Here is a 21,566-nt window from a genome sequence, read left to right as displayed (position 1 = left end):
CAGAACTACAGGTTTCGCGCGACAGAACTGCAGTTTCGCCAGGGTCAGGCGGGAGCGCGGAAGAGTTCGAAGGTCGTACGCCGCCGCTCCTCGAACCCGAGCCCGAGGTAGACCGAGATGGCGCCGGTGTTGGCGACCGAGGCATGCATCAGGGCACGGGAGCCGCGGGCGTGGACGTCGGCGGTGACGGCGCGGACGAGGCGACTGGCCAGGCCGCGGCCGCGGGCCTCGGGGGCGGTGCAGACGGCGCTGATCTCGATCCATCCGCCCGGGTGCATCCGCTGGCCGGCCATCGCGACGAGCCGGCCCTCGTCGCGCAGCCCCAGATACGTACCCATCGTGTAGGTCGACTTCTCGAACGGCCCGGGCTCGGTGCGAGCGACCAGGTCGAGCATCTCCGGCACGTCGGCGACGCCGAGCACGACCGCCTCGGGATCGGGCGCGGCCGCGACCCGCGAGGTCTCGACGAGCTGGACCCCTTCCCCGCCCCCGACGACCGACCACCCGTCCCCGCAGACACCCGCCGCCCCGGTGATCAGCGCCGTGCCACCGGGGCCGACGGTCGCGGCCAGATCCCGCCACGCCTGCGGATCCCGCGGGTCGGAGACCGCGGCGAACGGCGAGACGTCGGGCCGGTAGCGACGCCCGAGTCCCGTGCCTTCGGCGAGCGAGGCGTGCGCATCGGTCAGCGAGTGCCAGACCGGGTTGTCGAGAACATCGTCGAGCACGCCGAAATCTTCGCACCCCGCTCCAGGCACGGTTAACCCTTTTCGACAGGTGGATCCGATAATGGACGGGTGCCTTCCGCTCTGCCTCCCGGCGATCCCGCTCCCACCGACGGGTCGCTTCCGGCCGACTCGCTGAGCACGCTGGGGGAGAAGGGCCTGGGCTTCTACGTCCACGTCCCGTTCTGCACGGTCCGGTGCGGCTACTGCGACTTCAACACCTACACGGCGATCGAGCTCGGCGAAGGCGTGAGCCGGCAGACGTACGCCGACCAGGCCATCGAGGAGGTCAGGCTGGCCCGCCGGGTGCTGACCGAGAGTGACAAGCCGGTCGACACGGTCTTCTTCGGCGGTGGCACCCCGACCCTGCTCCCGGCCCAAGACCTCACCGGGATCCTGACCGCGATCAAGGAAGAGTTCGGTCTCGCCGGCGACGTCGAGGTGACGACCGAGGCCAACCCCGACTCCGTCGACCTGGACTACCTGCGCACGCTGCGCGAGGGCGGCTTCACCCGGCTCAGCTTCGGCATGCAGTCGGCGGTCCCGCACGTGCTGCACACCCTCGACCGCACCCATGATCCCGAGCGCGTCCCGCTGGTCGTCGAATGGGCCAGAAGAGCCGGCTTCGAGCAGGTCTCCCTCGACCTCATCTACGGCACCCCGGGCGAGTCGATCGACGACTGGCGCACCAGCCTCGACACCGCCCTGGCCAGCAACCCCGACCACATCTCGGCCTACTCCCTCATCGTCGAGGACGGCACCGCCCTGGCCCGAAGGGTCAGGAGGGGCGAGCTCGAGATGCCCGACGAGGACGATCTCGCCGACAAGTACGAGCTCGCCGACGCCACCCTGCAGAAACACGGTCTGACCTGGTACGAGGTCTCCAACTGGGCCACCGACGACACCCAGCGCTGCCGCCACAACATGCTCTACTGGCAGGGCGGCGACTGGTGGGGTGTCGGCCCCGGCGCCCACAGCCACGTCGGCGGCACCCGGTGGTGGAACGTCAAGCACCCCAAGGCGTACGCCGACCGCATCAACGCCCACCAGAGCCCCGCCCACGCGCGCGAGATCCTCGCCGCGGAGGACCGTCGGGTCGAGCGGGTCCTCCTCGAGCTGAGGCTCAAGGACGGCCTCCACACCGACACCCTCGACGACGAGGGCCGCGCCGCCCTCCCCGAGCAGGTACGCCGCGGCCTGGTCACCGTCGACGGCGACACGATCGTCCTCACCGATACCGGCAGGCTCCTCGCCGACGCGGTGGTCCGGGACCTGCTCCCCTGAGGAGCCCTGAGTCCGGGATCTTCGTCCTGACCGAAGGATCAGGGGTGATCCTGATTGGTAAAGAGCGCCCGACGGGGGAGAGTGGAGTCATGGCAACCACAACTCTTTCCCGTCCCAGCAACGACAAATGGATCGCCGGCGTCTGCGGCGGTCTCGGCCAGCGTTTCGGCATCAACTCGAACCTGATCCGGCTGGCCTTCGTCATCTCCTGCCTGCTTCCCGGACCGCAGTTCATCATCTACATCGTGCTGTGGATCATCATGCCGAAGAAGTCGTCCTACTGATCCTCGCGTCGTCCCGCCTCGGTGAGAAACCGACTAGGCCGAGGTGGGTCAAGTGTGGTGTCGTTGCGCACCATGCAGGTCATTGCAGCGAGCCTGATCGCGATCCTCGGGACGCTCCTGGGCTCCGGGGCGACGTACGTCATCCAGCGAAGCACCGCCCGCCAACAGCAGCTCCTCGCCCGAACCGAGCAGCTGCGCCAGGAGCGGGTCGATGCGTGCGCCTCCTATGCGAGCGCACTCCTCGAGCTGAGGACCAGCCGGATGGACCGGTATCACGCCTTCGCCGCCGACCGTGAGGATCGCGAGCACGCGCGCCGTCGCTCCTACGAGGTCCGCGCGATCGCGCAGGGCGCCAGGATGAAGGTGCGGCTCCTCATCCCGGACCCGGCGCTCATCGCCCTCGCCGACGACGCGATCGAAGCGGCCCTGGCGATCAAGCCCCAGGAGCCGCACCCCGACTTCCTGAAGCGGATCGACGCGTCCCAGGACGCCGTCGACAGGTTCATCGACGCCTGCCGGGAGAGTGTCGCGCTCGAGTGAGCGGGCGAGGCCTCAGGCCGGCTCGGTGACGAAATCGATCAGCTCCTCGACCCGCCCGAGCAGGGCCGGTTCGAGGTCGCCGAACGAGTTGACCCGTCCCAGGATCGTCTTCCACGCCCGGGCGATGTCGGCCTGGTCACGGTGGGGCCAGCCCAGGTGCTGGCAGATGCCCTTCTTCCACTCGATCGAGCGCGGCACGTTCGGCCAGGCCTCCAGCCCGACCCGGGCCGGCTTGACCGCCTGCCACACGTCGATGAACGGGTGACCGACGATCAGCACGTGCTGGCCGACCGCCGAGCGCCGGATCGACTCCGCGATCCGGGCCTCCTTCGAGCCCTTGACCAGGTGGTCGACGAGCACCCCGACCCGCCGCTCGCGGCTGGGACGGAAGTCGACCAGGTGGTCGGCGAGGTCATCGACCCCGCCCAGGTATTCGACGACGACCCCCTCGATCCGCAGGTCGTCACCCCAGATCTTCTCGACCAGCTCGGCGTCGTGACGCCCCTCGACGAAGATCCGCGACTCGCGCGCCACCCGCGCCTTGACGTCGGAGACGGCCACCGAGCCGGAGGCGGTGCGGGTGGGCTTCGCCGGCGCCGCGCGGGTCACCGGGGGAGTGAGGATGACCGGCTTGCCCTCGAGCCAGAAGCCCGGCCCGAGCGGGAACGTACGCCGCTTGCCCTTCCGGTCCTCCAAGGTCAGCGTGTGCAGGTCGCGGTCGATCCGCACGATCTCGCCGACGAAGTCGGTCTCGACCTCCTCGACCACCGCGCCCAGCTCGGCGGGAGTCTCGACGGCACGCCCGTGCTTGGGCTTCTTCCAGTCGCCGGCCAGGACGTCGGAGCCGTAGCGATCGCTCATCCGGAGAACGTTAATGGAGTCAGCAGCGAGAACCGGTGAGCACGCGCCCGAGCTGCTCGAGAACCTCGTCGGGGGTGGCCGCGGTCTCCGGGAACCGGAAGGTCACGTGGTGGCCGCCGTCGAGGGTGATCCAGGAGACGTCGACGCTCTCCGCGGTGAGGTGGGAGAGGCGTACGCCCACGATGTGACGCGGCCGGAGCCCGAGCCTTGCGGAGAGCGAGCGGCATAGGTCGGCCTGGTGCTCGTCGTTGGCGTGGGTCGCGATGCGGACCAGCAGATCGTCGGCGATCATGGGAATCTCCAGTGGGGCGGGAGCAGAGAGACAATGACTCTAAGGTCAGCCTAACCTAAGGCTGTCTCGATGGCGAGAGAAGTAACCCGTTCCACAGAAGGAAGCGGCCACCGGAAACTGGTTCCTGTGACGCAAACCGGTAGGATTGGCACTCGCACGGAATGAGTGCCAGGCAGCCAGGACGATAGGAGCGCACATGCAGAACGAACGCAGGCTCTCCGTCCTCCGGGCGATCGTCGAGGACTACGTGAAGACCGAGGAGCCGGTCGGCTCCAAGGCCCTCGTGGAGCGTCACGGCCTGGGCGTCTCGCCGGCGACGGTACGCAACGACATGGCCGCGCTGGAGGAGGAGGGCTACATCACCGCCCCCCACACCAGCGCCGGACGGGTGCCCACCGACAAGGGCTACCGGCTCTTCGTCGACCGGCTGACCACGGTCAAGCCGATGACGGCGGCGGAGAAGCGGGCGATCGCCGGTTTCCTCGACGGCGCGGTCGACCTCGACGACGTCGTCAGCCGTTCGACCCGCCTGCTCTCCCAGCTGACCCGCCAGGTCGCGGTGGTGCAATACCCGACCCTGAGCCGCTCGACCGTCCGCCACGTCGAGCTGGTCGCCCTGGCCCCGACCAGGCTCCTCCTCGTGCTCATCCTCAGCACCGGTCGCGTCGAGCAGCGGCTGCTCGAGGTGACCCAGGAGGTCTCCGAGGAGACCCTGGCCGGGCTGCGTACACAGGTCAACGCCGCCGTGGACGGCGTCATCATCGGTGAGGCCTGCCAGGCGCTTCGCGCGATCGCCCAACCCGAGGCCGACGCCTCGAAGGACGACCTCGCCAGCAGCGTCGCCGAGGCCCTGATCGAGGCGATGAGCGACCACCGTTCCGACGAGCGGATCTCCATCGGCGGGACCAGCAACCTGGCCCGTTTCGGAGACAGCTTCGACACCGCCGTACGCCCGCTCCTGGAGGCCCTCGAGGAGCACGTCGTCCTGCTCAAGCTGATGGGTGAGGCGACCGCGGGCGGACTGGTCACGGTGCGGATCGGTGCCGAGGGCCCCTACCAGGAGCTGTCGCAGACCAGCGTGGTGGCGACCGGCTACGGACCTGGTGACGAGGCGCTGGCCACGCTGGGCGTGGTCGGGCCGACCCGGATGGACTACCCCGGATCCATGGCTGCGGTGCGCGCGGTGGCGCGTTACCTCTCCCGGATCCTCGACGAGGCGTAAGAGAGAACGACGAACTCCGATGGCAGGAAGACCGACGTTGGACCCCTATGAGCTCCTCGGTGTCGACAAGGACGCCGACGACGCAACCATCAAGAAGGCGTACCGGAAGCTGGCGCGCCAGTACCACCCTGACGTCAACCCCGACGCCGAGTCGCAGGAGAAGTTCAAGGAGATCTCCCACGCGTACGAGGTGCTGAGCGACCCGCAGAAGCGGGCTGCCTACGACCGCGGCGGTGACCCGTTCGGGGGCGGCTTCGGCGCGCAGGGTGCGGGCTTCTCGTTCACCGACATCATGGACGCCTTCTTCGGCGGCGCCGGTGCGGGCACAGGCGGCGCCGGGCGTGGCCCCCGTCCTCGCGTACGCCGCGGCCAGGACGCCCTCATCCGGCTCGACATCGACCTGGCCGAGGCCGCCTTCGGCGTCACCCGCGACCTCAAGGTCGACACCGCGGTCGTGTGTGACACCTGTGGCGGCGAGGGGGCCGCGGAAGGCTCCCACCCGATCCCCTGCGAGACCTGCCACGGACAGGGTGAGGTCGCGGTCGTGCAGCGCTCCTTCCTGGGCGAGATCCGCACGCTGCGCCCGTGCTCGGCCTGCAACGGCTTCGGCACCGTCATCCCCGACCCCTGCCGCGACTGCGGCGGCGAGGGCCGGGTGCGCTCCCACCGCACCCTGACCGTGAAGATCCCGCCGGGCGTCGACGACGGCACCCGGGTGCAGCTCGCCGAGCAGGGCGAGATCGGTCCCGGCGGCGGCCCTGCGGGCGACCTCTACGTCGAGATCCACGTCGCCAAGCACCCCACCTTCACCCGCCGCGGCAACGACCTGCACTGCACCGCGAAGGTGCCGATGACCGCGGCCGCGCTCGGCACCACGCTCAACCTGCCGACGCTGGAGGCCGACCTCGTCGGCGACGGCGCCGACCAGATCGACCCCGAGGACGCCTCGATCCAGATCGACCTCAAGCCCGGCACCCAGTCCGGCACCGACCACGTCCTGCGTGGCCGCGGTGTCCCCGGGCTGCGTGGCGGTCGCGGTGACCTGATCGTCACCATCAACGTGGAGACCCCCACCAAGCTCGACCTCGAGCAGGAGGCGCTGCTGCGCCAGCTCGCCGAGATGCGGGGTGAGGAGTCCGTCCAGGGCCAGCTCAAGGCGGCCCACAAGGGCGGCGTCTTCTCCTGGTTCAAGGACACCCTCAACGGGCACTGATCCACGATGACCCTTCCCGTTCACCTCGTCGAGTCGCTCGTCGGCACCCGTGTCGGCGACGCCATCGAGGTGAGCGGTGACGAGGGCCACCACGCGGTCGTCGTACGCCGCCTCCGGGTCGGCGAGGAGGTCGTGCTCACCGACGGCGCCGGTGAGGGCGTCACCGGCACGATCACGCAGACCACCAAGAAGTCGATGACCGTACGCGTCGACGAGATCATCCTCGGCGATGCGCCGCCCGAGCCGTCGCTGACGGTGGTCCAGGCGCTGCCCAAGGGCGACCGCGGCGAGCTGGCGGTCGAGATGCTCACCGAGATCGGCGCCGCCAGGATCGTCCCGTGGGCGGCGGCCCGCTCGGTCGCTGTCTGGAAGGGGGAGCGCGCGGTCAAGTCGCTCGCCCGCTGGCGGGCCACCGCCCGTGAGGCCGCGAAGCAGTCTCGCCGGCTGTGGCACCCCGAGGTCGAGCCGCTGGCCACCACCGACGCCGTCATGGCGATGATCGATGCGGCCGACGTCGCCGTCGTGCTCCACGAGGAGGGCACCCTCCCGCTCGGCGCCGTCCCCGTCATCGACGAGGGCACGATCCTCGTCGTGGTCGGCCCCGAGGGCGGTCTGACCGAGGACGAGATCGCCCTCTTCGAGAAGGCCGGTGCCACCACCATCCGCCTCGGTGGCGAGGTCCTGCGCACCTCGACGGCCGGCGTCGCCGCCTGCGCCGCCATGCTGGCCCGCACCCGTCGCTGGGACTAACCCCGAGAAGTCGAAATCTGACGCCGAGAGGTCAGTTTGTGACGTCGAGGAGTCACTTCTCGGCGACGAGTGTTGACCCGGAAACTTGACTTCTCGTCGTCAGGGGTCGACTTCTCGCCGTCAGTTTCTGACCTCTCGCGGTCAGAAACTGACGTCTCGGCGTGGGGGGTTTCTCTGTCGGGGGTCGCGGGTGAGTATGGGGACATGAGGAGCACACGTACGCGCCCGGCGGGCGCCATCATCGCTCTCGCGCTCTGTGGCGTGCTGGCCGCCGGGTGTGGCGACGAGGATGCCGTCGCCGAGGACCCGAAGACCTCGGCCCAGCCTTCCGAGCAGCCGTCGACGCTGCCACGCACCTCCGAGCTGATCATCCTGGCGGCCCCGGCCGAGGGAGCGACGGTGTCGGGCGGCTTCGAGGCCTCCGGCAAGGCCAACTCTCCCGAGGCGAACGTTCCGTGGGAGGTCCGCGACACCACCGGCGAGACGGTGCTCGAGGGTCACGCAACGGCCGAGGGCTGGATGGACAAGCTCTACCCGTGGACGACGACGGTCGACGTCTCCGACCTCGAGCCCGGGACGTACGTCTTCATCGCCCGCACCGACGACACCTCCGACGGGGAGGGGAGGCCTGCTGAGGAGGTCGGCGCCCACATCACCGTCGAGTAGGACATCATCGCTACCGTGATCCTCACCGAACGGCAGCTCAACCGGACCCTCCTGCTCCGCCAGCATCTGCTGTCGCGGGCGTCGCTCACCCCGGCCGAGATGATCGAGCACCTGGTCGGTCTGCAGGCGCAGGACCAGCTGCCGCCGTTCATGGCGCTGGCCGCCCGGCTCGAGGCCTTCGACCCCTACGCGCTCAGCGCCCAGCTGGAGTCGAGCGCGCTGGTCCGGCTCTCCTCGCTGCGCTCCACGATCCACATGCACACCGCCGCCGACGCCGCGCTGATCAGAGCCTGGACCCAGCCGGTCCACGACTTCTACACCCAGCGGATCGAGATCGTCCGCCCGGCGGCGCAGCTGGTGGGGTTCGCGGCGGCCGTCGAGGACGTACTCGCTCTCGGGGCCCTGCCCAACGCCGCTCTCGAGGCAGGTCTGGTCGAGCACTTCCCCGGCATCCCGGCCAAGGCCCTGGGCCTGCGGGCGCGCAACGAGCTTCCGCTGGTCCAGCTGCCGCCGCGAGGCCTGTGGAAGGGCTCCGGCGGGCTCGTCTACGACCTGCTGCCGCGCTGGACGGGCGTGCCCCCGGTGGCCGTGGACGATGTCGTCCCGACGCTGGCGCCGCAGATCGTACGCCGCTACCTGCTCGCCTTCGGGCCGGCGACCGCCGCCGACATCACCACCTGGTCGTCGTTGACCCGGCTGGGCCCGGTGATCAAGCAGATCGAGGGGCTGGTGACCTATCGCGACGAGGCCGGCAAGACCCTCTACGACGTCGCGGACGCACCGCTCGCCACCGGCGAGGAGCACGCGCCGGTGCGGCTGCTGGGGAAGTTCGACAACGTCTGGCTCTCGCACGCCAACCGGGAACGGATCACCGCCAAGGGCACCCGGAAGGAGTGGGGCATCGGGGGCGGCGGCTCGGTGATCATCGCCGGTGGCCACCTCATCGGCCTCTGGAAGCCTGTCGACGGCAAGGTCGAGGTCGTCAAGCTGCTCCGCGACCTCACCCCGGACGAGCACGACGAGCTCGCCGAGGAGACCTCCCGGGTCGAATCGCTGCTCGTGAGCTGAGCCCGGAACTATCCAGTAGGAGCGGGACGGCGCGCCCGCGTACCATGGACATCACCAGCGCCACGACGAGAAAGGGCCCGCCCGGGCATCCATGACCGACCGAGAACCAAGTCCGCATCCGATCGAGACCGCTACGGCTCAGCACATCGTCTCGGGCTCCGCTTCGACCAAACACACCGTGGTCGTGCCGAACAGCGTCGACATGGTGACCGTCCTCGGCCCGGCCGATGAGCACCTCGGGATCATCGAGGCCCACTTCGACGCCGACGTGCACGTGCGCGGCAACCGGATCACCCTCCACGGCGCCCCCAGCGAGATCGCGATGATCGAGCGGGTCCTGGAGGAGCTGGTCCAGATCATCCGCACCGGCCAGGGCGTCAGCGGCGAGACCGTCGAGCGCGTGATCGGCATGCTCCAGGCCGACACGACCGAGAAGCCGGCCGACGTACTGAGCCTCAACATCCTCTCCAACCGCGGCCGGAGCATCCGTCCCAAGACGCTCAACCAGAAGCGCTACGTCGACGCGATCGACAAGCACACGATCACCTTCGGGATCGGCCCGGCCGGCACCGGCAAGACCTACCTGGCGGTCGCCAAGGCGGTCCAGGCGCTGCAGACCAAGCAGGTCACCCGGATCATCCTGAGCCGCCCGGCGGTCGAGGCCGGCGAGAAGCTCGGCTTCCTGCCCGGCACCCTGACCGAGAAGATCGACCCCTACCTGCGCCCCCTCTACGACGCGCTGCACGACATGATGGACCCGGAGCTGATCCCCAAGCTGATGGCGTCTGGGACCATCGAGGTCGCCCCGCTCGCGTTCCTCCGTGGGCGTAGCCTCAACGACTCCTTCATCATCCTCGACGAGGCGCAGAACACCACGCCCGAGCAGATGAAGATGTTCCTGACCCGCCTCGGCTTCGGCTCGAAGATCGTGGTCACCGGCGACGTGACCCAGACCGACCTCCCCAACGGGCAGATGTCCGGGCTCCGGGTCGTGGAGGGCATCCTCGACGACGTCAAGGACATCAGCTTCAACAATCTGACCAGCCACGACGTCGTACGCCACCGACTGGTAGCCAAGATCGTCGCCGCCTACGAGGCGCACGACGTGCAGAGCCAGACTCAGCGCGAGCGGGCCGCAGGGGAGAGCCGGGCATGAGCGAGCGCCAGCGAGCGACCACAAGCCTCAGGCCGCCGCGTCCGTATGATTGCGCTTGCGCTACGGAGGCGGCGGCGTGAGCACGGAGATCATCAACGAGTCCGAGCAGGAGATCGACGTCGAGCACGTCGCCAAGCTCGCTCGCTTCCTGCTCGAGCAGCTGCGCGTGCACCCGCAGGCCGACCTGCGGATCAAGTTCGGCGACGAGGCGACGATCACCGAGCTCAACGAGCGCTACTTCGACACCGAGGGACCGACCGATGTGCTCTCCTTCCCCGGTGACGAGCTCCTCCCCGGCCGCCTCGACGAGGAGCCGGAGGAGGGCGACCTGGGCGATATCATCATCGCCCCGACGATCGCGGCCAAGCAGGGCGAGGCAGCTGGTCACGGCACCGTGGCCGAGATCGAGCTGCTGACCACCCACGGCATCCTCCACCTGCTCGGCTACGACCACGTGGACCCTGATGAGCACGCCGAGATGTTCGGGCTGCAGGCCAAGCTGCTCAAGGCCTGGGGCTCGTCGGCGACACCACCCGAGTAGGAGCTCGACCAACAACGATGGACGATGCGAGGCTGCTGATCGCAGCCGCAGTTCTGGTCCTGATCGCCGGCATCTTCTCCGCCGCCGACGCGGCGCTCAGTGCCTTCTCCCGCGCCCGGGCCGCCGAGCTCGTCTCCGAGGGCCGGGCCGGCGCCAAGCGCCTGGTGGCGGTGGTCGGCGACCCCGCCCGCTACGTCAACACGGTGCTGCTGCTCAGGATGCTGTGCGAGATCGGCGCGACGGTGCTGGTCGCGCTGTGGGCGTACGACCTCTACCAGGGGCGCTGGTGGCCGACCGTGCTCACCACGACCGCGACGATGACCGTGGTCTCCTTCGTCGTCATCGGCGTCGGCCCGCGCACGCTGGGGCGCCAGCACCACGAGGGCATCGCCCTGGCGGTCGCCGGCCCGATCCGCGTGATCACCGCGGTCCTCGGCCCGTTGCCGAGCCTGCTGATCATGCTCGGCAACGCGCTCACTCCCGGCAAGGGCTTCCGCAAGGGCCCGTTCTCGACGGAGACCGAGCTGCGCGAGCTGGTCGACATCGCCGAGGCCTCCGACCTGATCGAGGCCGACGAGCGCCGGATGATCCACTCGGTCTTCGAGCTCGGCGACACCCGCGCCCGCGAGGTGATGGTGCCTCGCGGTGACATCGTCTTCCTCGAGCGCCGCAAGACGCTGCGTCAGGCGCTGTCCATGTTCCTGCGCTCGGGCTACTCCCGGATGCCGGTGATCGACGAGAGCCTCGACGACATCATCGGCATGGTCTACCTCAAGGACGTCGTCGCCCGCGACTTCGAGGCGCCGGAGGTGGAGACCACCCAGCGGGTCGAGTCGCTGATGCGCAAGCCGACCTGGGTGCCCGACTCCAAGCCGGTCGACGAGCTGCTGGCCGAGATGCAGCAGCACCGGCAGCACATCGCGGTCGTCGTCGACGAATACGGCGGCACCGCCGGCCTGATCACCATCGAGGACATCCTCGAGGAGATCGTCGGCGAGATCACCGACGAGTACGACGTCGAGGACCGCGAGCCGCTCCACCTCGGCGACGGCTCCTGGCGGGTGCCTTCCCGCTTCCTGGTCAGCGACCTCGAGGAGCTCATCGGCTTCCCCGTCGAGGAGGACGACGTGGACTCCGTACGCGGTCTGATGGCCAAGCATCTCGGCCTCGTGCCGATCCCCGGCTCCGAGGTCGAGGCCCACGGGCTCCGCTTCGAGGCCGAGGAGGCTGCCGGCCGGCGGAACAGGATCGGTACCGTACGCATCAGCGCCGTCGTCCCGGCCGAGACCGAAGCCGACGATGACGAGCAGAGCGAGAAGGCGGACCGGGTGAAGGCGGAGCGAATCAAGCCGGACCGCGTGAAGACGGACAGGACGAAAGAGGCCCATGCCTGAGCAGAGTGAGCTGTCGGCGGAAGACCGCAAGCTGGTGACCCTGGCCCGCGCGACCCGTGCCCGCACGGGCGCGGCCGAAGGAGCAGCCGTACGCGACCTCGACGGCCGCACCTACGCGGCCGCCACCGTGGACCTGCCCTCGCTCCAGATCTCCGCGATCGGTGTCTGCGTGGCCATGGCGGTTGCGTCGGGATCGAAGGGTCTGGAGGCGGTGGTCGTGCTCGGTGACTCCGAGGTGTCGTCCGCAGACGACCTGGCGGCCGTCAAGGAGTTCGCCGGCGAGGACGTCCCGGTCCTTGTCGGCGACCCGCGCGGCACGCTGGTCGCCTCGGTGCGCTCATAGGCCCGAGGCGGTGCGGCGCGCGGTGAGGGCCGCGTGCAGCAGCGGCAGGTCCTCGGCACGCGTCGCGTCGAGCCCGGTCAGCTCGCTCACCCGCCGGATCCGGTTGTCGACGGTGTTGGGATGGACGTGCAGCGTCGAGGCGGTCCGGCGGCGGTTGAGCCCGCTCGCGAGGAAGACCTGCAAGGTCTCGCCGAGGCCCTCGTGGTCGTCGAGGGGATCGAGCATCGTCTCGAGCAGGTCCCGGCCGGCGCCGGCTCGTGACAGCTGGTGTTCGAGCACCACGTCGGCCAGACGGTAGAGACCGGGCGGCCTGCCCATCAGCAGCGCCACCTCGAGCACCTCGCGCGAGAGACGTGCCGCCTCCGGCACCCCGGACGGTGCCGCGACGGTGACACCGACGTGGATCTCCGCCCCGGCGGCCCGGCGTACGTCGGCCAGGATCCGCTCCAGTCGCGCGATGCCTGCCGAGGAGCTCTCGTCGGCGGCCGTCGTGAGCGGGATCAGCGCCTGACCACCGTCGGTCGCCGGGATCCAGAGCACCGTCTCCCGGTAGTGCCTGCTCAGCTCCTCGTGGATGCGGCGCAGCTTCCAGCGCGCGGCCACGAGCGGGTCGGTGCCCGGGTCGGACTCGTCGGGGTGGGCCCCGGCCGCCAGCGTGGCGACCAGGTAGGACACCGGCAGCGGCACCCCGGCGCGGCCGGCCGCCTCGTGGATGTCGCCACCCTCCACCAGGGTGTTGACCAGGAGCGTTCGTGAGGCCGCCTGCTCGGCCAGCGCCGTCCTGCTGTGCTGGGCATAGCCGCTCGCCACCGCGACCGCGGTGTGCTCGAGGAAGCTCATCGTGGTGCGGAGGACGGCGCGAACCGTGTCGACGTCCTCAGGCTCTGCACCGGCGAGCGCCGTGTCCGCGCACACCCGTGCTCCTCGGTGATAGGCGGCGACCACCATCTCGAACGGGACCCCCTCCTCGGCGCGACGTGCGGCCGACTCGGCGAGGTCCGCCAGCGCCGCGTCGTCGGGCCGCCCGTCGGTGTCGAGGGTCGTCACGAAGAGCCGGATCGCACGCGCGACCACTTTGCGTACGTCCCCGTGGAGCAGGTCCGCGGGCAGGCGGGCGTAGACGGGCAGCTCTGCGGTGAGGACATGGAGGACCTCGTCGGTGAGGTCGGGGATCCGGGTCGACAGGATCTGCGTGACCTCGTGCCCGCCGATGAGCCAGCTGCTGGGACCTGTCACACGCCAATCGTGGCAGACGCCAGCGGCCGCCGGCCCCAACGTTGTGACCTGTCACAGTCGTCGTCGCGAAACTCTGGCTCCGCTCCCACACCCGAGCGCCGGCCCCGTGCCCGAGCATCGTGGAGACGGCTCATCGGCCGTGGCGACGATCTGGGAGGAAGAGATGAGACGGTACGTACGGCGTGGTGCGGCCCTGCTGGGAGCCGGTGCGGCGATGGTCATGCTGGTCATCGGACCAGGACCGGAAGGCGCGGAGCCGGCCTCGGCCGCCGGCTCGCTGAAGATGGTGGCCCTCGGTGACTCCTCGGCCGCGGGCCCGCTGGTGGGGACCCAGAACAGCGTGGACTGTCTGCGCTCCGGCTCGAACTGGCCGGCGATCGCCGCCCGGGCACTCGGCGCGCAGCTGACCGACGTCACCTGCTCGGGGGCGACGACCGCCGACCTGACGGGGAAGCGATTCGGTTATATCGCCCCGCAGCTCGACGCGGTCACCTCCGACACCGACATCGTCACGCTCGCCATCGGCGCCAACGACATCAACATGGGCGGCACCGTGCTGGGCTGCACCCAGCCGCTGCCCGAGCCGCTCGGGGTCTCCTGCAAGTCGTGGATGACGGCGGGCGGCGACACCACCGACTCCCAGCTGGCCGCGGTCCGGCCGAAGATCGTCGACGCGGTGGGACGGATCCACGCCAAGGCGCCCGGGGCCACGGTCCACCTCGTCGGCTACCTGCGTTACTGGGACGAGACCGGCTGCTATCCGACCGACCCGATCTGGGCCGTCGACGCCGAGTGGCTGCAGTCGATCTTCGACCGGACCAACGCGATGATCCGGCAGGCCGCAGCGGAGAGCGGCGCGACCTACATCGACATCGCGACGCCGAGCGCCGGCCACGGCGTCTGCGCGCCCTACGCGAGCAAGTGGGTCGAGGGTCTCGTCCCGACCAGCGTCGCGGCGCCGTACCACCCGAACCAGAGCGGCATGGACGCCGCCGGAGCCGTCATCGCCTCGGCGATCGGCCAGTAGGTCGGTAGGTCCTAGCGAGCGGCTCGGTGCCCGCCTGCTCCGCCGGTCCCGCTGGACTCGGCGAGGAGCGGGAGGGTGCCGAGCTCGATCGTGACGTGGATGCCGTCCTCGTCACGGTAGGCCGTCAGGCCGTTCATGGTGGCCATGTCGACACCCTTCTCACGCATGTGCACGACGATCTGGTCGATCGCCAGGGCGAGCCGGGCCTGAGACACGGACTTGTTGCGCCACTTGACCTGGTTCTCGGTGAAGTAGGGGGTTGCCTTCTCGGCGAGCGTCGACACAGCGTCACGATGAGCAGCACTGGACATGAGGACCCTCCAGGGTGCGCGAGATGGGGGAGCCGACGGGAGCAGTCGACGCTTGGCGACTGTAAGCGAACTAACCAAGAAATCGAAACCCGAGATCCCAACGCGGGAGTAAAGTGCGTCGAGTGACGGGTGAGACTGGTTGGGAACGACACAACGAGGCCGTCGAGCGACTGACGACCTCCTACCGACAGATCCCTGACGGCGCTCCCGTCAGGCTCGCCAAGCGCACCACCAACCTCTTCCGGGCCCGGGCCGCGTCCAGCGCGCCGGGCCTCGACGTCTCCGGCCTGGGCGGCGTGATCGAGGTCGATGCCGCGGCGGGCACTGCCGACGTACAGGGGATGTGCACCTACGAGGACCTCGTCGACGTCACCCTGGCCTACGGGATGATCCCCTACGTCGTCCCGCAGCTGCGCACGATCACGCTCGGTGGCGCGGTGACCGGGATGGGCATCGAGGCCACCTCGTTCCGCAACGGGATGCCGCACGAGTCGGTGCTCGAGATGGACATCCTGACCGGGTCCGGCGAGGTCGTCACGACGAGGCCTGGGGACGATCTCTTCGACACCTTCCCCAACTCCTACGGCTCGCTCGGCTACGCCACCCGGCTCAAGATCAAGCTGGAGAAGGTGCCGGGATACGTCGCGCTGCGCCACGTACGCTTCGACGACCTCGGCCTGCTCACCAAGACGATCGCGCAGATCACCGAGACCAAGACGTACGAAGGGGAGCGGGTCGACGGGCTCGACGGGGTCGCCTTCGAGCCGGGGGAGTACTACCTGACCCTCGCGACCTGGACCGAGAAGGCCGGGCAGACGCCCAGCGACTACGGCGGCCAGCAGATCTACTACCGCTCGATCCAGCAGCGTGACACCGATGTGCTGACGACCTACGACTACCTGTGGCGCTGGGACACCGACTGGTTCTGGTGCTCGGGCGCCTTCGGCGCGCAGAACAAGTACCTGCGCCGCGTCTGGCCCCGCCGGCTGCGCCGCTCCGACGTCTACATGAAGCTCGTCGGCCTGGACCGCAGGTTCGGCATCGCCGACAAGCTCGACGCGCGCGCGGGTCGGCTGCTGCGGGAGCGGGTGATCCAGGACATCGAGGTCCCGGTGGAGAACCTGCCGGCCTTCCTGGAGTGGTTCGACGCCGAGATCGGGATGCGGCCGGTGTGGCTGTGCCCGCTGGTCTCCCAGGGGACGAGCGGGGGCGGGAAGTGGCCGACCTACCCGCTCGAGGCGGGCCGGACGTACGTCAACGTCGGTTTCTGGGGCACGGTCCACGTCGGCCCGAGCGCGGTCAACGCGCCCAAGAACCGCGCGATCGAAACACAGGTCCACGAGCTCGGCGGGCATAAATCGCTCTACTCCGAGGCGTTCTATGACAAGGATGTCTTCAACGCTCTCTACGACGGGGACAACCTCGCTGCCGTGAAGGCGAGGTATGACCCCGGCAACCGGTTGACCGATCTGTACAGCAAGGCGGTGAAGAGACTGTGAACCATATTGCAGAGACCATCAACGAACTCTTCGACGGTGGGCTGCCTATCAAGCTCACCGCATACGACGGCAGCGTCGCCGGCGACAAGGACTCCGACTACGGGATGGAGATCCTCAACCCGCGCGGGCTCGCCTTCCTGCTGACCGCGCCGGGCGACCTCGGCCTCGCCCGCGCCTACGTCAGCGGCGACATGGCCCTCCACGGCATCCATCCGGGCGATCCCTACCCGCTCCTGGACCTGATCCTGGACAAGACCGACTTCAAGCGGCCCAGCCCGCGCGAGACGATCGAGATGGTGCGCGCCCTCGGGGTGAAGAACTTCGTCCCGCCCAAGCCGCCGCCGCAGGAGCACCTGCCCGCGTGGCGTCAGCGGGCCGAGAACGTACGCCACCTCTCCGGCCTCGCGATCGGCGCGCTGCCGTGGACGCGCCACTCGCCCGAGCGCGACGCCGACGCGATCCACCACCACTACGACGTCTCCAACACCTTCTACGAGTACGTCCTCGGTCCGTCGATGACCTACACCTGTGCCCTCTACCCGACCGAGGACGCCACCCTCGAGGAGGCCCAGGCGGCCAAGTACGACCTGATCTGCCGCAAGCTCGGCCTCGAGCCCGGGATGCGGCTGCTCGACATCGGCTGTGGCTGGGGCGGGATGGTGCGCCACGCCGCCCAGCACTACGGGGTCAAGGCGCTCGGTGTCACGCTCTCGCGCGAGCAGGCCAACTGGGCCCAGAAGGCGATCAAGGCCGATCGTCTCGACGATGTCGCCGAGGTGCGCTTCTCCGACTACCGCGACGTGGTCGAGGGGGACTTCGACGCGGTCAGCTCCATCGGGCTCACCGAGCACATCGGCGTGGCCAACTACCCGGCCTACTTCGGTTTCATCAAGGGCAAGCTGCGCGACGGTGGCCGGCTGCTCAACCACTGCATCACCCGCCCCGACAACGTCTCGAAGGCGAACGCCGGGGCTTTCATCGACCGCTACGTCTTCCCCGACGGCGAGCTGATCGGCTCGGGCACGATCGTCTCCGCGATCGAGAACACCGATCTCGAGGTGCAGCACCACGAGAACATCCGGGTCCACTATGCCAAGACGCTCACGGCGTGGAACGACAACCTCCGCGACAACTGGGAAGCCTGCGTCAACGAGGTCGGTCTCGGCACCGCGAAGGTCTGGGGCATCTACATGGCCGGTTCCCGGATCGGCTTCGAGCGCAACAACATCCAGCTCCACCACGTGCTCGCGACCAAGACGGTCGACGGTCGCTCGGGTTACCCGCTGCGGCACACCTTCTGATCAGGATGAAGTTCAAGTGGGCGAAAGTGGCAGGTCAGGCGGCGATCTGACGGCCACTTTCGCCCACTTGCTCATCCGGCAGTCGCCAGATGCGTCGCAACGCGGCGGTCCCGGGCTTCGAGAAGAGTGAGGCCTCCAGGAGCCTCCACCACGGCCGGACGTCGTCGACGGTGAGCTCTCGGCCGAGCGCGTCCGTCGCCGCCCGCAGGATCTGCCAGCCATCGTGACGGACCTGGCTGGCCATCCAGCCGTGGCGTACGTATCCCGCCTTGGCGAGGTCGGCATCTCGGGTGCGGTCGCGGCGGTACTGGCCACGCTCGCGGTGCTGGGCGCCGTCGTACTCCTGCAGCGTTCTGGTCCCGGTCACCACGAGGTCGGCGCGTCCGATGAAGACTCCACGAGCGTCATGGATGTCGACCTGGGGCTCGACCTCGATCCCGCAGGCGGTGTGCAGGATCCGCAGGACCGATTCCCAGGCCGACTCGGCGCGCTGATCGCACGAGCGTGATGCCTCGCGCAGCCGAGGTGAGCCCGGCCGTCCGGTAGCGGCGACGGCCTCGAGGTCGGTGAGGGTGCACTTCTCCAGATGGAGAGCGCCGTCGATCAGCACCACCAGGTCGAGCATGCCGAGGTCCCGGGCGCAGGCCAGGATCGCCTCGGCCACCGGCGCGACCCGCAGACCGTCGATCTCGGTCGCCGCCGGCGCCTGTCGATGCCGAGTGATGCGCAGCTCGGGCCGGCGGATGCGTAGGGACGACTCGAACAGCGCGACGAAGGTCGGGACGTCGTCCGGGAGCGGCGGAAGCCAGAGACCGTGGAGCCGGGCCGCGGTCAGCCCGGTGAATGTAGCCGAAGGCGGAAGCGTCTCGGCCCATGCTGCGAGCCCGGCGCGCCAGCGCTCGTCTCCGTCGAGGCCGGCCGGTACGTATACGCCATGGCCGATCCGCTCCCAGGCCGGCCCCCGGCGCCGCGGCTGCCGAGGCCGCCGCCGCTTTCCCTTCGTGGTCATGCCTCCAGCATTCCCGCGAGCACCGACAACACTGGCCTGACCAGCAAAAATGGGCGAAAGTGGCGGTGAATTCTGCGATCTGGGTGCCGCTTTCGCCCACTTGCTCGTGAAGCGGGTGTCGGAATCGGCGCATCCTGTTCGTGGAGTAGGTGAAACATCCTTTCCAACCGAAGGAGACACCGCCATGGAGATCAACAACCTCGCCGAGATGTACGACGCCCCGCCCATGTCGTGGGCGGAGGTCACTGCTCGCCTCGACCAGGGGTTCAACCAGGGACCCGGGTCGCAGGAGGGCGAGCCCGGGCGCTACACGACGTGGGTGAGCACGATCAACGCCGACGGCGGTCCGCACGTGAACGCCGTCGGTGCGGTCTGGCTCGACGGCAGCTTCTACCTGGTCACCGGGCCGGGGACGCGGCGTGGCCGCAACCTGGCCCGTGATCCCCGCTGTGCGCTGTCGCTCTCGGTGCGCGAATTCGACCTGGTCGCGGAGGGCCGCGTGGCGCGGGTGCTCGGCGACGAGCTCGAGCGCGTGGCCAAGCACTACCACGACGACGAGGGCTGGCCCGCCGAGGTCGACGATTCCGGCGAGGCCGTCACGGCGCCGTACAACGCGCAGAGCGCGGGCCCGGCTCCCTGGCACGTCTTCCGCATCGACGCGACCTCCGCCCACGCGGTCGCGACCGTCGAGCCCTACGGTGCGACCCGCTGGAGGTTCTGAGATGACCGACCTGTTCGCCGGGCTGCCGGTCGCGGACCTGGCCCGAGCGGCCCGCTGGTACGAGGCGCTGCTCGGCGGCCCGCCGGCCTTCTATCCCAACGACGTCGAGGCCGTCTTCGAGGTGGTCGAGCACGGGTACGTCTACATCGAGGTGAGGCCGGAGCTCGCGGGCCGTGGCTTCGTCACGCTCTTCGTCGACGACCTGGACACCCGCCTCGCCGCGATCGCCGAGCGCGGCCTGCGCCCGGAGTCGACCGAGACGTACGACAACGGGGTCCGCAAGATCATCTTCCGCGATCCCGACGGCAACGAGATCGGGCTGGGCGGCGGCCCCGCCGAGGCCAGCGATGCAGGCGGGGGCGCCCAGCGCGGATAACCTTGATCCGATGAGTGTCAAGGCCCAGCAGTACGCCGCGGAGGTGCTGCGGCGCGAGCAGATCACGCCCCACCTGGTTCGTCTGGTGCTCGGCGGTCCCGGCCTGGCCGGGTTCGAGTCGACCGGGATCCCGGACGAGTGGGTCGGGCTGATCGTGCCGGGACAGTTCCAGTCGCGCTACTACACCGTGCGGTCGTGGCAGGGTGGTGAGCTGACCCTCGATGTCGTCGTCCACGACGTCGGGCTGGTGACGGAGTGGGCCACCCGCCTCGACCCGGTGGGGCAGACGGTCACGATCACCGAGCCCAAGGGCTCCTACGCAGCGCCCGACGGCGCGCAGTGGCTGCTGCTGGTCGGCGACCTGACCGCGATGCCGGCCATGGCGCGGATCGCCGAGACCACCACGCTGCCGACGCGGATCTGGGCCGAGACCACCGACGACCTGCCCGGCTACCTTCCCGACACGGCCGAGGTGACCTGGTCCGCGCCGCCCTCGGAGACCGCCTCCGACCTGGCCGCGGCCGTGGAGAAGATCGAGTGGCCCGCGGGCGACGGCTACTTCTGGATGGCCGGTGAGTCCAGCCAGATGCGGGCGATCCGCAAGCATCTGATGCGTGAGCGGAAGCTCGACTCCCACGCCTACGACGTGATGGGCTACTGGCGGGGAGGCGGCCAGAAGCGTCAGCCGCGCGCGGTCGATCCCGGACCGGTGTGGCGCGAGGGCAAGGCCCAGGGGCTCACCGACGAGCAGATCTGGCAGCGATACGACGAGCAACAGGAGCAGCAACAGTGACCGAGCCAAGCCCGGCGCCGCCAGCACAAGAATTTCGGAGCGGCTTCGTGTCGTTCGTCGGACGCCCCAACGCGGGCAAGTCGACCCTGACCAACGCGCTGGTCGGCACCAAGGTGGCGATCACCTCCGACAAGCCGCAGACCACCCGTACCGTGGTCAAGGGCATCGTCCATCGCCCCGACGGCCAGCTGATCCTGGTCGACACCCCGGGCATCCACCGGCCGCGTACGCTGCTCGGCGAGCGGCTCAACGACCTGGTCGAGGCCACCTGGACCGAGGTCGACGTCGTCGCGATCTGCTTCCCGTGCAACGAGAAGATCGGTCCCGGTGACCGCCGGATCGCCGAGAACGCCAACAAGCTCAAGAAGGGCATCAAGCGGGTCGCGGTCGCCACCAAGACCGACCTCGCCACCCCCGAGCAGATCGGCGAGCACCTGATGTCGATCCAGAAGCTCGGCACCGAGCTCGGGATCGAGTGGGCCGAGATCGTCCCCGTCTCCAGCGTCGGCGACGACCAGGTCGATCTCCTTGCCGAGCTGCTGATCAAGCTTCTCCCCGAGGGCCCGCCGCTCTACCCCGACGGCGAGCTCACCGACTCTCCCGAGGAGATCATCGTCGCCGAGCTCATCCGCGAGGCGGCCCTGGAAGGCGTACGCGACGAGCTACCGCACTCCATCGCCGTCGTCGTCGAGGAGATGCGGCTGCGCGAGGACCGTCCGGAGAACAAGCCGCTGATGGACATCCACGCCTTCCTCTACGTCGAGCGCGACTCCCAGAAGGGCATCGTGATCGGCCACAAGGGCTCACGGCTCAAGGACGTCGGGCAGCGCGCGCGCCTGCAGATCAAGGAGCTGCTCGGCATGCCGGTCTACCTCGACCTGCACGTCAAGATCGCCAAGGACTGGCAGCGCGACCCGCGGCAGCTGCGCAAGCTCGGGTTCTGAACTACAGCGC

Annotated in this window: 25 protein-coding genes; 19 read left to right on the top strand and 6 right to left on the bottom strand. The window is 69.4% G+C overall.

Translation table 11 applies throughout. The annotated features are described in order from the left end of the window. Positions 1-44 precede the first annotated feature (44 nt). The gene (locus tag ACIA03_RS27220; RefSeq protein ID WP_396988450.1) at positions 45-728 is read right to left on the bottom strand and encodes a GNAT family N-acetyltransferase; all 684 of its coding nucleotides are present in this window, start codon (positions 726-728) and stop codon (positions 45-47) included. Between the two features lie 69 nt (positions 729-797). On the opposite strand from ACIA03_RS27220, the gene hemW reads away from it, so the two are divergent. The 3 genes from hemW to ACIA03_RS27205 all read left to right on the top strand — a co-directional run bounded on the left by hemW (position 798) and on the right by ACIA03_RS27205 (position 2,833). Continuing rightward, positions 798-2,009, top strand: a complete 1,212-nt coding sequence (gene hemW / locus ACIA03_RS27215) for a radical SAM family heme chaperone HemW (protein ID WP_396988448.1) — start codon at positions 798-800, stop codon at positions 2,007-2,009. Between the two features lie 89 nt (positions 2,010-2,098). Continuing rightward, on the top strand, positions 2,099-2,293 hold the full coding sequence (locus ACIA03_RS27210; RefSeq protein ID WP_396988446.1) for a PspC domain-containing protein: 195 nt from the start codon (positions 2,099-2,101) through the stop codon (positions 2,291-2,293). Positions 2,294-2,350: 57 nt separating this feature from the next. Continuing rightward, on the top strand, positions 2,351-2,833 hold the full coding sequence (locus tag ACIA03_RS27205) for a hypothetical protein (RefSeq protein ID WP_396988444.1): 483 nt from the start codon (positions 2,351-2,353) through the stop codon (positions 2,831-2,833). Positions 2,834-2,845: 12 nt separating this feature from the next. On the opposite strand, the gene ACIA03_RS27200 is transcribed toward ACIA03_RS27205, so the two are convergent. Beyond that, positions 2,846-3,694, bottom strand: a complete 849-nt coding sequence (locus ACIA03_RS27200; protein ID WP_396988442.1) for a DUF3097 domain-containing protein — start codon at positions 3,692-3,694, stop codon at positions 2,846-2,848. A gap of 19 nt (positions 3,695-3,713) precedes the next feature. Then, complete coding sequence (locus ACIA03_RS27195) at positions 3,714-3,986, bottom strand: hypothetical protein (protein WP_396988440.1); 273 nt, start codon at positions 3,984-3,986, stop codon at positions 3,714-3,716. 196 nt (positions 3,987-4,182) lie between these two features. Between ACIA03_RS27195 and hrcA the strand changes: the two genes are divergently transcribed. From hrcA to ACIA03_RS27150, 9 genes are all read left to right on the top strand, one after another. Further along, positions 4,183-5,208: a heat-inducible transcriptional repressor HrcA gene (gene hrcA, locus ACIA03_RS27190; RefSeq protein ID WP_396988438.1), complete on the top strand. Its 1,026-nt coding sequence runs from the start codon at positions 4,183-4,185 to the stop codon at positions 5,206-5,208. A gap of 19 nt (positions 5,209-5,227) precedes the next feature. Further along, positions 5,228-6,421 (top strand): molecular chaperone DnaJ, encoded by a 1,194-nt coding sequence (dnaJ, locus tag ACIA03_RS27185; protein ID WP_396988436.1) that lies wholly within the window; start codon positions 5,228-5,230, stop codon positions 6,419-6,421. Positions 6,422-6,427: 6 nt separating this feature from the next. Beyond that, positions 6,428-7,171, top strand: a complete 744-nt coding sequence (locus ACIA03_RS27180) for a 16S rRNA (uracil(1498)-N(3))-methyltransferase (protein ID WP_396988434.1) — start codon at positions 6,428-6,430, stop codon at positions 7,169-7,171. A gap of 204 nt (positions 7,172-7,375) precedes the next feature. Further along, positions 7,376-7,837, top strand: a complete 462-nt coding sequence (locus tag ACIA03_RS27175; protein ID WP_396988432.1) for a Gmad2 immunoglobulin-like domain-containing protein — start codon at positions 7,376-7,378, stop codon at positions 7,835-7,837. A 15-nt stretch (positions 7,838-7,852) separates the two neighbouring features. After that, positions 7,853-8,905, top strand: coding sequence for a winged helix DNA-binding domain-containing protein (locus tag ACIA03_RS27170; protein WP_396988430.1), 1,053 nt, complete (start codon positions 7,853-7,855; stop codon positions 8,903-8,905). Between the two features lie 202 nt (positions 8,906-9,107). After that, positions 9,108-10,061: a PhoH family protein gene (locus ACIA03_RS27165; RefSeq protein WP_396988458.1), complete on the top strand. Its 954-nt coding sequence runs from the start codon at positions 9,108-9,110 to the stop codon at positions 10,059-10,061. Between the two features lie 76 nt (positions 10,062-10,137). Then, positions 10,138-10,602 (top strand): rRNA maturation RNase YbeY, encoded by a 465-nt coding sequence (ybeY, locus tag ACIA03_RS27160; protein ID WP_396988427.1) that lies wholly within the window; start codon positions 10,138-10,140, stop codon positions 10,600-10,602. A 17-nt stretch (positions 10,603-10,619) separates the two neighbouring features. After that, positions 10,620-11,996, top strand: a complete 1,377-nt coding sequence (locus ACIA03_RS27155) for a hemolysin family protein (RefSeq protein ID WP_396988425.1) — start codon at positions 10,620-10,622, stop codon at positions 11,994-11,996. Continuing rightward, positions 11,989-12,339, top strand: coding sequence for a cytidine deaminase (locus ACIA03_RS27150; protein WP_396988423.1), 351 nt, complete (start codon positions 11,989-11,991; stop codon positions 12,337-12,339). The genes ACIA03_RS27155 and ACIA03_RS27150 overlap by 8 nt, the downstream gene beginning before the upstream one ends. On the opposite strand, the gene ACIA03_RS27145 is transcribed toward ACIA03_RS27150, so the two are convergent. After that, complete coding sequence (locus tag ACIA03_RS27145) at positions 12,334-13,575, bottom strand: PucR family transcriptional regulator (protein WP_396988421.1); 1,242 nt, start codon at positions 13,573-13,575, stop codon at positions 12,334-12,336. The two genes, ACIA03_RS27150 and ACIA03_RS27145, sit on opposite strands and share 6 nt — an antisense overlap. Before the next feature lie 163 nt (positions 13,576-13,738). On the opposite strand from ACIA03_RS27145, the gene ACIA03_RS27140 reads away from it, so the two are divergent. Next, a complete protein-coding gene (locus ACIA03_RS27140) occupies positions 13,739-14,602 on the top strand; it encodes an SGNH/GDSL hydrolase family protein (RefSeq protein ID WP_396988419.1) in 864 nt (287 codons plus the stop codon). A gap of 11 nt (positions 14,603-14,613) precedes the next feature. Here the strand turns inward: ACIA03_RS27140 and ACIA03_RS27135 are convergent, their stop codons facing one another. Beyond that, positions 14,614-14,913, bottom strand: a complete 300-nt coding sequence (locus ACIA03_RS27135) for a hypothetical protein (protein ID WP_396988417.1) — start codon at positions 14,911-14,913, stop codon at positions 14,614-14,616. Between the two features lie 122 nt (positions 14,914-15,035). On the opposite strand from ACIA03_RS27135, the gene ACIA03_RS27130 reads away from it, so the two are divergent. Next, positions 15,036-16,412, top strand: coding sequence for an FAD-binding oxidoreductase (locus ACIA03_RS27130; protein ID WP_396988415.1), 1,377 nt, complete (start codon positions 15,036-15,038; stop codon positions 16,410-16,412). Further along, positions 16,409-17,713, top strand: coding sequence for a class I SAM-dependent methyltransferase (locus ACIA03_RS27125; RefSeq protein ID WP_396988413.1), 1,305 nt, complete (start codon positions 16,409-16,411; stop codon positions 17,711-17,713). Before ACIA03_RS27130 ends, ACIA03_RS27125 begins: the two co-directional genes overlap by 4 nt. 34 nt (positions 17,714-17,747) lie before the next feature. On the opposite strand, the gene ACIA03_RS27120 is transcribed toward ACIA03_RS27125, so the two are convergent. Beyond that, entirely contained in the window at positions 17,748-18,722 is a 975-nt protein-coding gene (locus ACIA03_RS27120) for a hypothetical protein (RefSeq protein ID WP_396988411.1), read from the bottom strand. A gap of 184 nt (positions 18,723-18,906) precedes the next feature. Between ACIA03_RS27120 and ACIA03_RS27115 the strand changes: the two genes are divergently transcribed. Genes ACIA03_RS27115 through era form a run of 4 tightly spaced genes read left to right on the top strand, consistent with a single transcriptional unit; the run spans position 18,907 to position 21,556 of the window. Next, positions 18,907-19,443, top strand: a complete 537-nt coding sequence (locus ACIA03_RS27115) for a pyridoxamine 5'-phosphate oxidase family protein (RefSeq protein ID WP_396988409.1) — start codon at positions 18,907-18,909, stop codon at positions 19,441-19,443. A gap of 1 nt (position 19,444) precedes the next feature. Continuing rightward, a complete protein-coding gene (locus tag ACIA03_RS27110; RefSeq protein ID WP_396988407.1) occupies positions 19,445-19,819 on the top strand; it encodes a VOC family protein in 375 nt (124 codons plus the stop codon). 10 nt (positions 19,820-19,829) lie between these two features. After that, complete coding sequence (locus ACIA03_RS27105) at positions 19,830-20,612, top strand: siderophore-interacting protein (RefSeq protein WP_396988405.1); 783 nt, start codon at positions 19,830-19,832, stop codon at positions 20,610-20,612. Further along, positions 20,609-21,556, top strand: a complete 948-nt coding sequence (gene era / locus ACIA03_RS27100) for a GTPase Era (RefSeq protein ID WP_396988403.1) — start codon at positions 20,609-20,611, stop codon at positions 21,554-21,556. The genes ACIA03_RS27105 and era overlap by 4 nt, the downstream gene beginning before the upstream one ends. Positions 21,557-21,566: the final 10 nt, after the last annotated feature.

The organism is Nocardioides sp. NPDC051685, assembly GCF_044453405.1.
In the GTDB taxonomy this organism is placed as follows: Bacteria; Actinomycetota; Actinomycetes; order Propionibacteriales; family Nocardioidaceae; genus Nocardioides.
This window is presented reverse-complemented; position numbering and strand designations above follow the sequence as displayed.

Excerpts from the sequence above, each read along its gene's own strand:
- ACIA03_RS27210 (WP_396988446.1), top strand. The coding sequence starts at position 2,099 with ATGGCAACCACAACTCTTTCCCGTCCCAGCAACGACAAATGGATCGCC.
- ACIA03_RS27200 (WP_396988442.1), bottom strand. The coding sequence starts at position 3,694 with ATGAGCGATCGCTACGGCTCCGACGTCCTGGCCGGCGACTGGAAGAAG.
- ACIA03_RS27195 (WP_396988440.1), bottom strand. The coding sequence starts at position 3,986 with ATGATCGCCGACGATCTGCTGGTCCGCATCGCGACCCACGCCAACGAC.
- hrcA (WP_396988438.1), top strand. The coding sequence starts at position 4,183 with ATGCAGAACGAACGCAGGCTCTCCGTCCTCCGGGCGATCGTCGAGGAC.
- dnaJ (WP_396988436.1), top strand. The coding sequence starts at position 5,228 with ATGGCAGGAAGACCGACGTTGGACCCCTATGAGCTCCTCGGTGTCGAC.
- ACIA03_RS27180 (WP_396988434.1), top strand. The coding sequence starts at position 6,428 with ATGACCCTTCCCGTTCACCTCGTCGAGTCGCTCGTCGGCACCCGTGTC.
- ACIA03_RS27175 (WP_396988432.1), top strand. The coding sequence starts at position 7,376 with ATGAGGAGCACACGTACGCGCCCGGCGGGCGCCATCATCGCTCTCGCG.
- ACIA03_RS27165 (WP_396988458.1), top strand. The coding sequence starts at position 9,108 with ATGGTGACCGTCCTCGGCCCGGCCGATGAGCACCTCGGGATCATCGAG.
- ACIA03_RS27155 (WP_396988425.1), top strand. The coding sequence starts at position 10,620 with ATGGACGATGCGAGGCTGCTGATCGCAGCCGCAGTTCTGGTCCTGATC.
- ACIA03_RS27150 (WP_396988423.1), top strand. The coding sequence starts at position 11,989 with ATGCCTGAGCAGAGTGAGCTGTCGGCGGAAGACCGCAAGCTGGTGACC.
- ACIA03_RS27140 (WP_396988419.1), top strand. The coding sequence starts at position 13,739 with ATGAGACGGTACGTACGGCGTGGTGCGGCCCTGCTGGGAGCCGGTGCG.
- ACIA03_RS27135 (WP_396988417.1), bottom strand. The coding sequence starts at position 14,913 with ATGTCCAGTGCTGCTCATCGTGACGCTGTGTCGACGCTCGCCGAGAAG.
- ACIA03_RS27120 (WP_396988411.1), bottom strand. The coding sequence starts at position 18,722 with ATGACCACGAAGGGAAAGCGGCGGCGGCCTCGGCAGCCGCGGCGCCGG.
- ACIA03_RS27115 (WP_396988409.1), top strand. The coding sequence starts at position 18,907 with ATGGAGATCAACAACCTCGCCGAGATGTACGACGCCCCGCCCATGTCG.
- ACIA03_RS27110 (WP_396988407.1), top strand. The coding sequence starts at position 19,445 with ATGACCGACCTGTTCGCCGGGCTGCCGGTCGCGGACCTGGCCCGAGCG.
- ACIA03_RS27105 (WP_396988405.1), top strand. The coding sequence starts at position 19,830 with ATGAGTGTCAAGGCCCAGCAGTACGCCGCGGAGGTGCTGCGGCGCGAG.